The 13,936-nt window shown below is 67.7% G+C and carries 15 protein-coding genes; 11 read left to right on the forward strand and 4 right to left on the reverse strand.

Going from position 1 to position 13,936, the window contains the following annotated elements; genetic code table 11:
• Positions 1-567: 567 nt before the first annotated feature.
• Entirely contained in the window at positions 568-1,032 is a 465-nt protein-coding gene (locus tag OG963_RS00005; protein ID WP_331740917.1) for a hypothetical protein, read from the reverse strand.
• Positions 1,033-1,080: 48 nt separating this feature from the next.
• Between OG963_RS00005 and OG963_RS00010 the strand changes: the two genes are divergently transcribed.
• The 5 genes from OG963_RS00010 (at position 1,081) to istB (ending at position 5,687) form a co-directional block, all read left to right on the forward strand.
• Complete coding sequence (locus OG963_RS00010; protein ID WP_327425314.1) at positions 1,081-1,743, forward strand: hypothetical protein; 663 nt, start codon at positions 1,081-1,083, stop codon at positions 1,741-1,743.
• Between the two features lie 423 nt (positions 1,744-2,166).
• Entirely contained in the window at positions 2,167-2,655 is a 489-nt protein-coding gene (locus tag OG963_RS00015; protein ID WP_371798137.1) for a tetratricopeptide repeat protein, read from the forward strand.
• On the forward strand, positions 2,652-2,909 hold the full coding sequence (locus tag OG963_RS00020) for a hypothetical protein (RefSeq protein WP_327425316.1): 258 nt from the start codon (positions 2,652-2,654) through the stop codon (positions 2,907-2,909). Before OG963_RS00015 ends, OG963_RS00020 begins: the two co-directional genes overlap by 4 nt.
• Positions 2,910-3,261: 352 nt before the next feature.
• Complete coding sequence (istA, locus tag OG963_RS00025) at positions 3,262-4,896, forward strand: IS21 family transposase (RefSeq protein ID WP_327425746.1); 1,635 nt, start codon at positions 3,262-3,264, stop codon at positions 4,894-4,896.
• Positions 4,893-5,687, forward strand: a complete 795-nt coding sequence (istB, locus tag OG963_RS00030; protein WP_222812189.1) for an IS21-like element helper ATPase IstB — start codon at positions 4,893-4,895, stop codon at positions 5,685-5,687. The genes istA and istB overlap by 4 nt, the downstream gene beginning before the upstream one ends.
• Positions 5,688-5,739: 52 nt before the next feature.
• Here istB and OG963_RS00035 read toward each other — a convergent pair whose 3' ends face one another.
• Positions 5,740-6,378 carry an HAD-IA family hydrolase gene (locus tag OG963_RS00035; RefSeq protein ID WP_327425317.1) on the reverse strand — a complete coding sequence of 213 codons (639 nt, stop codon included), beginning with the start codon at positions 6,376-6,378 and terminating at the stop codon, positions 5,740-5,742.
• Between the two features lie 241 nt (positions 6,379-6,619).
• Between OG963_RS00035 and OG963_RS00040 the strand changes: the two genes are divergently transcribed.
• The 6 genes from OG963_RS00040 to OG963_RS00065 all read left to right on the forward strand — a co-directional run bounded on the left by OG963_RS00040 (position 6,620) and on the right by OG963_RS00065 (position 12,988).
• Positions 6,620-6,811 carry a hypothetical protein gene (locus OG963_RS00040; RefSeq protein ID WP_327425318.1) on the forward strand — a complete coding sequence of 64 codons (192 nt, stop codon included), beginning with the start codon at positions 6,620-6,622 and terminating at the stop codon, positions 6,809-6,811.
• A 238-nt stretch (positions 6,812-7,049) separates the two neighbouring features.
• A complete protein-coding gene (locus tag OG963_RS00045) occupies positions 7,050-7,997 on the forward strand; it encodes a hypothetical protein (protein WP_327425319.1) in 948 nt (315 codons plus the stop codon).
• Positions 7,998-8,619: 622 nt separating this feature from the next.
• Entirely contained in the window at positions 8,620-9,099 is a 480-nt protein-coding gene (locus OG963_RS00050) for a hypothetical protein (protein ID WP_327425320.1), read from the forward strand.
• A gap of 266 nt (positions 9,100-9,365) precedes the next feature.
• Entirely contained in the window at positions 9,366-10,550 is a 1,185-nt protein-coding gene (locus OG963_RS00055) for an ABC-three component system protein (protein WP_327425322.1), read from the forward strand.
• Positions 10,543-11,019: a three component ABC system middle component gene (locus OG963_RS00060; RefSeq protein WP_327425323.1), complete on the forward strand. Its 477-nt coding sequence runs from the start codon at positions 10,543-10,545 to the stop codon at positions 11,017-11,019. Before OG963_RS00055 ends, OG963_RS00060 begins: the two co-directional genes overlap by 8 nt.
• A gap of 4 nt (positions 11,020-11,023) precedes the next feature.
• A complete protein-coding gene (locus OG963_RS00065; protein WP_327425324.1) occupies positions 11,024-12,988 on the forward strand; it encodes a DUF3732 domain-containing protein in 1,965 nt (654 codons plus the stop codon).
• A gap of 319 nt (positions 12,989-13,307) precedes the next feature.
• Here OG963_RS00065 and OG963_RS00070 read toward each other — a convergent pair whose 3' ends face one another.
• Together OG963_RS00070 and OG963_RS00075 are read right to left on the reverse strand one after the other, a co-directional pair.
• Entirely contained in the window at positions 13,308-13,685 is a 378-nt protein-coding gene (locus tag OG963_RS00070; protein ID WP_327425747.1) for a fic family toxin-antitoxin system, toxin component, read from the reverse strand.
• Positions 13,685-13,924, reverse strand: coding sequence for a hypothetical protein (locus tag OG963_RS00075; RefSeq protein WP_327425325.1), 240 nt, complete (start codon positions 13,922-13,924; stop codon positions 13,685-13,687). The genes OG963_RS00070 and OG963_RS00075 overlap by 1 nt, the downstream gene beginning before the upstream one ends.
• Positions 13,925-13,936 lie beyond the last annotated feature (12 nt).

A 13,936-nucleotide genomic window follows, 5' to 3' on the forward strand; every position in this document is an offset into this window, starting at 1 on the left:
GCGCAACACCTGCGCTTCGCGCAGGTGTTGAGAAGTGATGGCGCAACGCTTCGCGTTGCACTGGACTCGGCTTCGCCGAGTTGTGTTGTCTCCGCTTCGCTTCAACAACACGGGTAGGGCGCTGCGCTGCCCTACCTGGTCTCTCCGGCTTCGCCTTCGAGTCCTGGCCCGCTTCGCGGGCTGCTGGCTGGCAGCGGGGTGGGTTGTGATGGCGCATCAGGGTAGGTCTGTCTGCAGTGCGTTGTGGTGGGCTTCTTACCCTGCGCCATGTGGCTGCTTCCTTGTGGCAGGACTTTGGGTGAATCCGGATCTCGGGCTCGTGCCTCTCCACGGCCGGTGGCCGCTATGGCCGTGGAGTCGGGGTGCCGGCCGGGGAGCTGGATGGAGCAGCGGGGGTTCGCTTCCAGGGGCGTGTGTACGGAGTCCGGCACGTGGCGCAGTGGGCGAGGTAGAGGGCGGAGGTGGGGCTGTGCTCTTGGGCGGGTGTGACGGTGTATTCGCGTTGCTCGATGAGGGTGGTGAGGCGGGGCCAGGGGGTGGGGCAGAGGCAGGTGTCCTGGTCTTGGGTCAACGGGCCCCCTTCGTTGGTGATTTGGTGGTGCGTCGGCTCGGTTTGCGGCCGATGGTCTGTTCCACCTGCTCGATCTCGTCGTCTCCGTAGGCGGTGCGGATGCCGGAGATGGTCATGCCGCTGGCCTCGGCCAGGGACTCCAGGTGGTAGGGGCGGGTGCCGTGGAATCGCCGGCCGTAGGCGAGGAGTCGGCGGATCTCGGCGTCTGCCGCGGCTTTGCGGGCCCGGGCGTCCTGGAGGGCCAGGAGCAGCGGGTCTGTGTCGAGGCCGTCGCATGCGGCTTGGAGGTTCTCCTGTTCCTCGGCGCGTAGGCGTTCGGCTTTCTCGTAGGCCTCGAAGTAGAGGTCGGCCGGGGTGACCGATCCGGGTGCGGGAAGAGGGAAGCGGATCGCTGCAATGTCGCTGATCAAATCCATATTGCGATCGTCGCAAAGAATTACGTTCATCGCAATAATGCTCATGGGAAACTTTCGTTGTCGAAATCCCGTTCCGTGAACTAGAGTTGACGCATGGTTGACATGTGGAGCCTCGACAGCGAGGCACTTGAGGAGAGGGTCGCCTTCGCGGCCGAGGTTCGTAACCTGATCTGGTCGGAGACCAGGAAGCGCATGGGCCTCAACGGGCAGCAGGGTCCGGCCACTCCGAACGCCATCTCCCCCACGTCGGCGGCCGCCAAGCAGCTGCACCTGGTGTACCTGGAGGTCGCCACGGAGGTCGGCGATATCGCGCAGCGCCTGGCGTCCGAGGCCGCCGCACGGGCCGGCCGTGCCGGGGCCAACTACGCGGAACTGGGCGAGTATGCGGGCGGGATTTCCCGGCAGGCCGCACGCAAGCGGTGGCCGGACGCCGTCGGCACCTACTGGACCCTCTACCTCCTCACCGGCAAGAGCCACCCGCACGGCATGTCCGTCAGCGTGTTCCGCAGCAGCGGCAAAGCGATCGATGCCGGCCGAACTGCCGTGGACGACGGAGCCCTCACCGACGACGGCGCCATCGCCGCCACGGTCGTCAACTCCTCCCGTCACGCCATGTGGGCCTGCTCCTTCAACAACGGCACCTGGGCGCCGGAGGAAATCACCCTGCCCAAGGAGCTGCAGACCGTTCCCCCCACCGGCCAGGCCGGGCACACCGACTGGCTGCACCAGTGGGAGCAGCACATCACCAGGCTCTGAACGCCCACGTGACGGGCTGCCGGGCGGTGCAGGCAGCCGCAGAGCACGCGCGGTCACGCGGCGACGACGGATGCCGGGCGCGAGGCAGCCTGAGCCACGCCCGCCCGGGAGTCCTTCGCACAAGATCTACGACAGCTGCGGTGGCTGGGCTCGGACCCTACGGTGACACGAAGCGGTAGGTCAGCCGTGGCGCGGGCGTAGTGCGTGACCGGTGCCGCAGCCGCCGCGTTTCGGCCGCCGCGGTGGGCCCGGCGCAACTGACGCGGGCCGTCAGGGCGTCCATGACCGTGGCGGGTTCAACACGGCCGAGACCATGTGATGGGCATCGGCCGGACGACGTGGAGCGAAGGAGGCGTGCCTGACGTGTCGTGGAGATGGGTGATCACGGGTGCGGTCGCGGTGGTGGGGGCCACGCTTTGTGCGGTGCGAGTGAAGAGAGTGCTGGGCAACCCCTTCGCACAGGCGGAGAAGGAACTGGACAAGCGCGATCGGGCGCTGCGCGAGGAGCACCCCGATACCGTGGCGCTCCGGCACCGGGCCCACTACCTGAGCGAAATCGGGGACCTGGCCGGCGCCGTGGAAATCTCCGAGCAGCTGCTCGCCGACCGGGTGCGCGTGCTGGGCGAAGACCACCCTCAGGTCCTCACCACTCGGCTCAACCTGGCCAACCTGCGCGGCAGGGCGGGGGACGCGGCCGGTGCCGCCGAGGCGTTCGAACGGCTGGTGCTCGACATGGAGCGGGTGCACGGAGCCGACTTCATCTACACCGTCGTGTCCCAGCGCGCCGCCGTCCGCTGGCGGAAGGAAGCGGACAGCGACAGCCAGGGCACCACGGGCGCGCGCGTCACCGCGCCGCCACAGCCTCGTGGTCGAGGTGCTGACCGGTCCGGCCGACACGGGACGCTGATGTGAACGGCACCCACACGTGCTCCACGACCGGCCTAGCCGCCGACGTCCGACGCCACGCCGCCGCCCTGCCCAAGAGCGACGGCCACGGCGCCCTCGCCGAAGTCGTCCTCCGCGAAGCCGAAGCCCGCCTCTCCGCCCCGCCGAAAGCGGCGGGGCTGCCTGTCTTGCCCTCGGCTTTGATGAGGGCTTGGCACGTCTTGGTGGTGCTCGACGTGAGAATGACATGGCCCTTCGTCACTCATGCCAGCAACGAGTGAGCACCACCCGTCAACGACAAGGTCACCGCGCCTGCGCCCCTGACGCTCAGACGACGAGGTCCACCTGACACTTCCCCGCAGACCATCACACTCCCTGGGGCGTGGACGAACGTGCGCTGCTGTGCCTGCGAGGCACGGCCGGGGCAGTCCAGGTACGCGGGTCGCGGGCGATGTACACCGAGACCCTCAAGACTCGCATGGCTTTGTTCACGAGTTGCGTCGTCAGTTGTTCACGGGTTTGGGAGGCCCCCAGATCCACGGTCGGGTGATGTTCACGAGTTTTGACGGCAGTGGAGTCCTTGCCACGGGAGCATCGGGGTGTTCCTGGTGAAAGGCCCTGGTCATGCCGCAGATGTCGAAGGTCGAGCTGTATGCCGCGATTCGGCGCGACCACCGCGGCGGCATGACGATGCGGGAGATCGAGCGCAAGTACAACGTGTCGTGGCGGACGGTCCGCAGGGCCGTGGACTCGGTCTGGCCGGAGCCTCGGAAGAAGCTGCCACCGCGCCCGACCGCGCTGGATCCGTACAAGGCGGTGATCGACGGGATCCTGCGGGCGGACCTGGATGCGCCGCGCAAGCAGCGGCACACGGTCACGCGCCTCTTCCACCGCCTGGTTGAAGAGCACGGCGCCGATGTGTCCTACCAGATGGTCCGGCGCTACGTCGCGGACCGGAAGCCTCGGATCCTGGTGGAGTCGGGCAAGGCCCCGCTGGAAGCGTTCGTGCCCCAGACCCACCAGCCGGGCATGGAGGCCGAGGTCGGCTTCGGCGACGTGAGCGTGCGCCTCGCCGGCGAACTGGTCACCTGCTACCTGTTCTCCTTCCGCCTGTCGTACTCGGGCAAGGCCGTCCACCGCGTCTTCGCCTCCTGCGGCCAGGAAGCCTTCTTCGAAGGGCACGCGCACGCCCTGCGGACGCTGGGCGGTGTCCCACGGAGCAAGGTCCGCTACGACAACCTGAAGGCCGCCGTCGCCCGCGTGCTGGGGCTGAGCCGGGCGAGGGTGGAGACCGACCGGTGGATCGCCTTCAAGTCGCACTTCGGGATCGAGAGCTTCTACTGCCGGCCCGGCATCGACGGCGCCCACGAAAAGGGCGGGGTCGAGGGGCAGATCGGCTATTTCCGTCGCAACCACTTCACCCCGGTTCCCGAGGTCGCCTCGTTGTCGGAGCTGAACGAACTGGTCGAGCAGTGGGACCAGCACGACGGCCGGCGCCGGATCGGATCCCGGCCGCGAACGATCGACGAGTACTTCGAGGTCGAGCGGCCGCTGCTGATGCCGCTGCCCGAGGAGCCGTTCGAGACCGGACGGGTGTTCACGCCTCGCGTCGACCGCTATAGCCAGATCGCGGTCCGCACCAACCGCTACTCGGTGCCGGTGAGGCTGATCGGCAAGCGGGTCAGGGTGATGCTGCACGCCTCTCACCTGGTGGTTTACGACAAGAATGTGGAAGTGGCCCGCCACGAGCGGCTGATCGCCAAGGGCAGCTGCCGCCTGGAACTGGACCACTACCTCGAAGCCCTGATCCGCAAGCCAGGCGCCTTCCCCGGCGCGACCGCACTCGAGCAGGCCCGCTCCGCCGGCAAGTTCACCCCTGTCCATGACGCCTGGTGGGCCGCAGCGGTCAAAGCACACGGCGACACCGAGGGCACCCGGGCCTTGATCGAGGTGCTCCTGATGGCCCGGCACATCCCGCACGAGCACCTGGTCGCCGGTCTGGCGACCGCGTTGCGGGCCGGGGCCCTGACCGCGGACGCGGTCGCCCTGGAGGCCCGCAAAGCCGCCCAGACCGAGGACGAACCCGCTCCAGCCACCTCGTCTGCGCTGGCCACCGGGCAGCCGCCGGCGACCGTGACGTTCCTGCACGAGTGGAAGCTGAACCACCTGCCGCCGGACACCAGGCCACTGCCCTCGGTGACGCCCTACGACCAGTTGCTCCGACGTCGCGCCAGCGGCGGTGACCACCGAGAGGGAGAAGCACAGTGACCCTGCCCCGCCAGCGAGGACTGACCGAGCAAGCCGCCACCACCGCCATCGACACCGCCTGCCGCTTGCTGCGGCTGCCGTCAATTCGCAACGAGTTCGCGGACATCGCCGACCGGGCCGCCAAGGACCAGATGACCTACCGCGGCTTCCTCGCCGAGCTGCTGATGGCGGAGTGCGACGACCGGGCCCGCCGACGCTCGGAACGGCGGATCAAGGCGGCCGGGTTCCCGAGGGAGAAGTCACTGCGGACCTTCGACTTCGACGCCAACCCCAACATCGACGCGGCCACCATCAACACACTCGCCAGCTGCGAGTGGATCAAGAAGAGCCAGCCGCTCTGCCTGATCGGCGACTCCGGCACCGGCAAGTCCCACATGCTTATCGCTTTGGGGACCGAGGCCGCCATGAAGGGCTACCGCGTCCGCTACACGCTCGCTACCAAACTGGTGAACGAGCTGGTCGAAGCCGCCGACGAGAAGCAGCTGAACAAGACCATCGCCCGCTACGGTCGCGTCGACCTTTTGTGCATCGACGAGCTCGGATACATGGAACTGGACCGGCACGGCGCCGAGCTGCTGTTCCAGGTTCTGACCGAGCGAGAGGAGAAGAACAGCGTCGCCATCGCCTCAAACGAGTCGTTCGGAGGCTGGACGAAGACCTTCACCGACCCCCGTCTCTGCGCCGCCATCGTCGACCGGCTCACCTTCAACGGCACCATCATCGAGACCGGAACCGACTCCTACCGCCTGGCCAGCACCCGAGCCCGTGCCGAACACGCAGAAGCGGGCTGATCAACCACTCCACCGCCTGGCCGGCAACCGCTGAAGGCCGGCCAGGCCGACATCACCCGAGCGGGACAGGCCCTACAACCCGGGGACCAGCGTCCAGATGGGCTGCGATGCGCGTAATCGTCCGTGCGTTGTCCTCAAACAGATGTGCCTGCATGCCCGCTGCCTGAGCAGCCTCAGCATTGACTGCGAGATCGTCGATGAACAGACAGCTCTCCGGCCGCACCTCCAGGCTGGCGCATACGACCTCGAAGGCACGCGGGTCCGGCTTCTCAACGCCGATCTCATGCGAGTACACGATTTGCTCGACCAGTTCGTCGAAGTGATACAGCGCCGTCTCCCGTTCCCGGGCGCCGACGAAGCTGTTGCTCAGAATGCCCAGCCTGCAGCTTCCTCGCAGCCCACGCACATAAGCGATGAGCTCCTCGTTAGGCGTTCCCAAGTACTCCGCCCAGAGATCAGCCATGAAGGCTTCAACCTGGGGCGCGTCGAGCCCCAAGCGTGCTGCCACCTGCTCGTGGACCTCTCGTTCACTGATACTCCCGATGCTCCCGGCTTGCCACACGTCATGCATCCGCTCATGCACAGTGCCGAGCGGCAACTCCAGCCGCTCTTCCCACCGCTGCACGCACCCCGTTTCCGGCGTGATCTCCAGCACGCCACCGATATCGAGAATGACGCAGGTCGCCGTCACTCGAACTCCCCCTCTTCGTCCTGCCCGGCTGGCGAGCGCACACCGCTCGCTCATTTGATCTACGGAGACACTGTCGCCCTTCCCTCTGAGGCAAGGTCAAGCGATCTTGAAACCTTGTGGCAGCCCTGTTGCGAGCCACCGACACGACTCCGCTACATCGGCCTTCAAAACTCGTGACGAACCGCGGAGTCCTCGGCCGGGCGACGACGTCAGAACTCGTCAACAAACGCTGTCGCAAGAAGTGATCGAAGCCACCCGCACGAGAACCGCGTTGCTGCGCGGCGCTCAGCAGCACCAGCAAGCGGGGCGCAGCGACGAGGCGACCGTGTGGAGCGCGGCAGCACGCGGGCTTCTGCTCGCCGGGCGTCGGGCGAAGGGCCCGAGCGTCCGCACCGTCTCGGGCGGCCTGCCCACCCTGGGGCAGGGGCGATAGGCGCGGTCGGGGCCGGGTGGCTGGTGTGTTGTGCCGTATGCGGCGTCTCGGGCCGCTAGGGTACTGGCGCGGCCGGCTGCGCACGCCGCGAACCTGATGCCTGGTGCCCCACGCCGGGCGTGCCTTCAGGTGAAGGGCACCCGGGCCGTTGCCCGAGGGGTGGTCCCGCAGGAAGACCATCACACCTGTACGCCGTCGACTCTGCGGGGCAGTGGGGGCCCTGGAGCGGAGTTCGATCATGACGAAGGCCGGAGCGAGCGGAGCGAAGGCACGCGCCCGGAAGGTTCAGCAGACCACCGGGGCGAAGTACATCCGGCTCCGTGGGCGCGCGCCGGTCCAACAGCGGGGCCGGACCGTGCAGTTCCTCATGGAGGACGGGCACGCCGTCGGGTCGCTGCCGCTGCAGATCGCCGCAGTGTGGGCTCGAGGCGGGCTGCGCGTCCTGATGCTGCACGAATACGAGCACGCGCCCATGAACTTGGCGCTGTATTCGCGTCGGGTGAAGGAGCGCAGGGCTGCCGAGCAGCGGAAGCGTGAGTGGCCTGGGCACCGCAGCACCGTGCTGTGGCAGGCCGGGCCGGTCGGTGCGGGTGGTCTGCTGGCTAGCCAGCACACTCCCTGGACCACGCCGCCACCCGACCCGCGCCGGCTGACCTACGACGACACTCCTCTGCGGGAGGCGGTGGCCCTGGGCCAGGACCACTTCGACGTCGTAGTCATCATGGGCAGGAGCTCCTGGCCTCGCACCGAGCACGTCGAGCACTTCGTCCTGGTGGCCGACACCGGCGGCATCCCACTGACCGAGCGCGTGGCGCACGGCCACGGACCCAAACGGAAGGTCACCGAGCAGCCTCTGGACCCCCGCCAGAGCTCAGCGCTCCTGCGCGACCGGCACCTGCGGTTCCTCCATGACAGGCTGCCTCCCTTCCTCGGCATGGTCAGCGCCTGCACCGCTCGGCTGCCTGCACCGGTACCGGACCCGGTATTCCTTATGGCGGTCGAAGCCGACATGGCCCGCGCCGGCCTGCCCCTCCTGGGCTGCGTCACCCTCGCCGACCGCGGCCTCGAAGCAGCACGCGCAGGACGCGACGACGCGCCGTCCCCGGCCACCGTGGCGGCCCTCGCCTCGTGCGGGGACCACGGCATCGAACAGGCCGCCGCGGCCATCCGCGCCCACTGGGGCTGAGCCGGGTGGCGGGCGTGCTGTGCGGGGCACCCAGAAGTCTGTCTCCGTGCCTACACCAGGCAGGCGGGTTCGGCTCCCTCGTCGGTCCAGTCGCCGTTGAACAGGCTGGCCACCAGGGCGCCATGGTCCTCGGGCAACTGGCCTGCCCGGTGTTTGGTGCGGGCCTTGGCGAACCAGGGGCCGATCTTGACGGTGCCGCCGTCGACGGTGATCGTCTCGCGGGCGGTGGGGCAGCGGCGCTCACGGTAAAGGAACAGCTCGAGGAGCTGGACGGTCTCGGCGAAGGTGCGGCGAGCTGCAGGGCGCGGGGTCAGGGTGCTGGTGGCGGGGGTGAGGTCGAGAGCGGCCAGGAGCCTGCGCTGGCCGTCCTCCAGGGCCTTCCAGCGGGTGAGCTGGCGGGTGGTCCAGCTGCCGAGGTTGATGCTGCCGGTGGTGGTATCGGGGGTGAGGGGGATGCCGGTTTCGAGGTGGTGGCGCAGCAGGTGGTATTTGCGGTGCCAGTCGGCGCCGTACGGTCGGTGGCCGCCACCCCCGATGCTCTGGCCATGGGTAGCTCCCGACCTCTGCGTGCGAGGACGCTGGGTTTTTTGGGTCGACGTGACAAGGATTCAGGAGCTGCCTGATGAGCCAGGACCACACACACCCGGGGCCGACGGTGACAACCGTGCCGGGCGCCACGTTCGGGGCCGACCACGATGCCGACATGAGCGTCGTCGCACTCCTGATCGCTGCTCGAATCGCCGACTGCAACCCCTGCGAGAAGAAGCTGACCGCGCGCATCCTGAAGGGTGACCAGCTGGTCCTAGCCGGCCTGGCCGCTTCTCTGCCTCCGCTGCCTCCGCACGACATCCGAGTGGGAACCAGCACCGTCTATCCCCTCCTGCGCTCACGTAGCGGCTCCATGATCCTTGGCATCATCGGCGCCATGCCGCAGTCCGCCCGCGCCGACCTCCTCGCCGACACCGTGGACTACTGGAGCGGCAAGATGCCGCGGCGAGCCGATGCTTCCAGCGTGGTCATCGAGCTGCCCGAGCCGGCCGGGCCGGAGGAGTTCCTTAACGGCATCGTGGAGATCCGGCGGATGCCTCGCTCAACCGGGTAATCCTGGCGGGGCCGAGCTGAGGACGTCGGAGCGCCGATACAGAATTCGTGCCACACCTGCTCGCCCAGGCCGCAGGCACCACCTGAGCATGCCTCGGCCTCCTCGCCGAGCACCCGCAAGGGTCCAGTCGAAGAGGTCGAGCAATACCTCCTCATCGCCCTCCGGTATCCATCCCGAGTGGAACGGACAACACGCCACCGTCAGACCTGTGTTCGATTAGTGTGATGTCCTGGACAGGGCAATATCGGAATCGGGAGACTGTGGGCATGGCGTCCTCCGCGCATGAGGCATCTGCGTCCGCCCTGGGCTATATCTTCCAGGCGCAATTCGCCCTCCTTGAGCTGCTGCGCGGACAAGAGGATCGCCCGGACGGGGCGATCAGCCTGGAGCTCCACGACGACGTTGCATGGGACGAAGATGGTCGGCCTGTTGAGCTGTTGCAGGTCAAGCACCACATCCGCAGTGTGCGGTCGCTCGGCGACAAGGACGACGACGTGTGGCGGACCATCCAGTCCTGGATGGACACCCACGCCCCCGGTGACGAGTACGGCCCCATGCTGACCCTGGTCACCACGCAGCAGGCCCGGCCGGGTACGGCCATGGCCGCGCTCAAGGCCCCCAATCCGGCGCCCGCCCAGGCGCTGGAACTGCTCATCGCCGCCGCGCAGGAGTCGAAGGCCATGGAAACGAAGGACGCACGAGCGGCCTTCCTGGCCCTTCAGCCGGCGCAGCGGGCCGTCTTCGTACGGCGGATGCGGGTCATCGACGGTACGCCGTCCATCGACGACCTCGACGCGCAGGTGCGGGTGAAACTCAGGGTCGCGCTCCCCGACGGGCACGCCGACTCCTTCATGCGGCAGTTGTGGGCGTGGTGGTACGAGCAGACTGTGGAGATGCTGCAGAAGCGGCACACCAGCGTCTCTGTGACCCGGCTGATGCAGCGCATCAGCCGTATCCGCGACGACTACACCTCCGACCGGTTGCCCACACTGGTGGGCCGTGAGGACTTCCCCCCGGAGGCCGAGGCCGAGCTGGCCGATGCCTGCTTCGTCCACCAGCTGCGCTGGGTGGGCGCCGGCCGCCAGCTGAACAAGGCGATGGTGGACTACTACCGCGCCTACACCCAGACCGTGGCCTGGCTCGAAGACGACCTGGTGGACCTCGACGAGCTGGCGCGGTTCGAAGGCGACCTCTCCGACGAGTGGCAGCGGGAGTTCGACTGGATGCTCGACGACCTGGGTGAAGACGCCACCGACCGGGAGCAGGAACAGGCCGGCAAGGCCCTGCTGCGCAAAGTCCTGGACCAGACCCGCTATCGGATACGGGAGGCGTACGACGAGGCGTTCTTCTCCCGAGGAAAGCACCATGAGCTGGCCGACCGCGGGCGGGTCGGATGGCACCCCGACTTCGAGGCACGGGTGAAGAACCTGATCAGGGCCGCGCGTGCCTAGCTGGGCAGAGCGGCCGCAGGCCAGCGCCGCCTTCCTCAATCCGGCCCTCGTCGCTGCCGTCACTGCCGCCGCGGCACGCGACTACGAGCGGGAGGCCTCCGGCAGGCTGATGCCGTGGCCGATGGCTTTTGTTGTGGCTCCGCTGGTCCTGCACCGGCCCACGCGGCGAGTGTTGCCCGCCTCGACGCGCACCCATCTGACGAACTGGGTGGCGGATCACCCTGCACTCGTCGCAGGGCTTGCTGCGCGCAGCGCCTCACTGGTGCCCGCCGTACGGGAAGGCCTCCGCTTCGGGCTGCGCCATCGGATGCTCGCCATCGAACAGGGCTGCCTCAAAGGCACGATCTCGAAGTCCCGTACCGAGGGAGAGCTCGCGGACCTGATCAAGGCCGCTTCGTTGATAGGCCGCTGGACTGCCAAGTCCGACAACCCTTCCACCGTATTTGCGCTGCTCGGCGTGAGACCCTGAGCGGGTGCAGATCCGGTCGATCATCCTCTACAGCAAGAGTGGCGAAAAGCGCGTCCTGGACTTCCGGCTCGGCGAGCTCAATATCGTCACCGGCACCTCCCAGACAGGCAAGAGCGCACTGCTCGACATCGTCGACTTCTGCCTCGGCAGGGACGAGGCCACGCTCCCGATCAGCCCGATCTTCAACACCGTCGCCTGGTACGCAGTCATCCTGCAACTGCCCGACACCCGCGTCCTCGCCGCACGGCCGGCGCCTAGCGCAACCGCCAAGTCCGTCACCAATGCCATGCTCGAAGTCGGCAACGACCTCGGCATCCCGGAACTGCCCGACCTTCGCGTCAACACCGACTCCACGCAGCTGCGCCAGCAGCTCGGACGCCGCATCGGCATCGGAGACACCCGCAGCGAGCCGGCGCCGGGAAGCCTGCTCTCCCCGCTCAGCGCCAACCTCGGACACGCCGTCCTGCTCTGCCTGCAGAACCAGGACGAAGTCGCTTCCAAACGAGCCCTGTTCCACCGCCAGAACGAGCGCAGCATCCCCGAGAGCCTCAAGGCCACGATCCCCTACTTCCTCGGTGCGGTCCCCGAAGACCAGGCGGCGCTCCAGCAGCAGCTCCTCCAAGCCAAAAGAGCCCTGCGCCGCGCCGAAAACGATCTCAAGACGGCCCAGGAGACAAACCAAGGCGTGGAATCGCGCCTGCAGTCCCTTCTCAGCGAAGCCAGTGTCCACGGGCTCCTCGCCGACGACAACATCGGCAGCTCTGACAGGGCCGTGGTCATCGAGGCACTCCAGCAGGCCTCCTCCTTCCGGCCCGACCCGCACAACGGAGACGAGGAGCAGCGTCGGCAGGAACTCCTCCTCACCGAAGAATCCGCGGCGCTGCGCCGGCAGCTGCGCTCCCTCGCAGAGGAGCGTCAGCTCCTGGGAGACCTGGAGACTCAAGCCGTCGGCTACACCGGCGCCGTCACCCGCGGTATGTCACGCCTCTCCGCGCTCAACCTCGTGCCCGACGGCTTCCCTGGTGAGCACAGCTGCCCGCTGTGCGGAAACGAGCTGGCCGAGCCTGACCCCACCATCGCCGACATGCACACCACCCTCGCGGACCTCCGAGGCCAGCTCGACAGTGTGCAACCAGTCCAGCCCCGCCGCGAGCAGGCCTTGCGCGAAATCGAGCAGACCGCAGCGCGTCTACGCGAACAGCTCCGCGGCATCGAAGGCGCCCTCAGCGTCGTCGCCGAGCAGCGCTCCCAGCAGGCGGGCCTTCTCGGGCAAGCCGAGGCGCAGGCCTACACACGCGGCAGAATCAGTGCGTACCTGAGCCAGATCAGCACCACGACCGACAACGGACACTTACAGCGCCTGCAATCGGACATCTCCATCGGCCAACAGATCGTCCGAGGCCTCGAAGAGCAGCTCGACAGCGAGGCCATCGACGACAACCTCACGCACAGCCTCAGCTACCTCAGCGGAAAGATGACCAGTCATGCCCGATTCCTCAAACTCGAGCACGGCGACCGCCTGGTACGTCTGAACCTCAAAAAGCTCACTGTCGTCGCCGACACACACGAGGGCATCACCGAACTGCTCCGCATCGGCAGCGGCAAGAACCACGTCGGCTACCACCTGGCCGCCCACCTTGCCCTCCACCAGTACTTCGTCAACAACAGCCGGCCCGTCCCCCGCTTCCTCATGCTCGACCAGCCGACCCAGCCCTACTACCCCTCCGACATGGCCAAAGCGCGCGGGCGACTGGAAGACATCACCATCGACGAAGACCGCGTGACAGTCACCCGCCTGTTCCAGCTCATGCACCAGGTCGTCACCGAGCTCTCCCCGAACTTCCAGATGATCGTCAGCGACCATGCCGACCTGTCCCACGACTGGTACCAGGAATCCGTTCGCTACAACTGGCGAGGCGGCGAAAAACTCATCCCCACCACCTGGCTCGACGACAACCCCACCCCGTAACCACGCCGCATGCCGCGCTCCCCGGGACCGGCGAAACCACAGGTCAGAAAACCGACTCCTGCTCAGATCTACTGACCGACGACAGCCGGTACTGGCTTCCGAGCGCCTCAATAACGGCGTGGGCCTGGTTGTTCATCAGGAGCGGGAGGTCCATGGGCCACCGGCCCGGAGCCCCGCGGCCGTTGGCGGGACCGAGAACTCCACGGTCCCTTCAAAGTACGCGTCGATATGCCACCGGGCGTGTCAGCACCGGAGGGCGTCAACAACCCGTGACCGGGAGCTCCCGGCGCCCTGGAAGCGGCGTCGTGCGCTGCGAGCGTCAGGTGGTGGTGGGCCAGGTCCGCAACAGCGCGGCGATCCTCGCGGCGGTGCAGGCGGAATCGAGGAGAAGGTCTTTGAGAGCGATGGCGTCGTCGCGGGTGGGCTTGACGGCGATACCCGCGGCTTCGAGATACATGACGCCCGTCGCGGCGGCCACAGCCATGTTGGAGCGCTCGAGCCAGCGGCACCGGCCGAGGTTGTCCACGAGTGCCGCGGCTTTCGCGTAGGGCCCGTCGTAAACGGGCTGCTCGAAGAGCTCGGCCCGGTGGCGCGCGACAGCGGCGACAGGGACGCCGTAGTCGTCGGGGGCGGGATCGTCCGCGCCAGCCACCTCGGCGACCTGCAGGATCCACGGAACGTCGATGTGCAGTTCCATCACGCGGCGCGCACTCCCGAAGGCGCCTGCTGGGCATCCTCGGCCTCGTCGAAGACCGCCTGGTGCTCGGACAGGAAACGGGCGGCAGCGTCCACCGCCCGGGCCCGCAGGCCACTCGCGTCGTCCTGCACGAGACGGGCGAGGTAGTCCCCGATACTCAGTCCGAGGTCGGCGGCACGCTTCCTCGCAAGCTCCGCCACGTCCTCATTCACGCGTGCACCCAGCTGTGTCTTAGCCATACCCCACATGGT

Source organism: Streptomyces sp. NBC_01707 (genome assembly GCF_041438805.1).
Classification (GTDB): Bacteria; Actinomycetota; Actinomycetes; order Streptomycetales; family Streptomycetaceae; genus Streptomyces.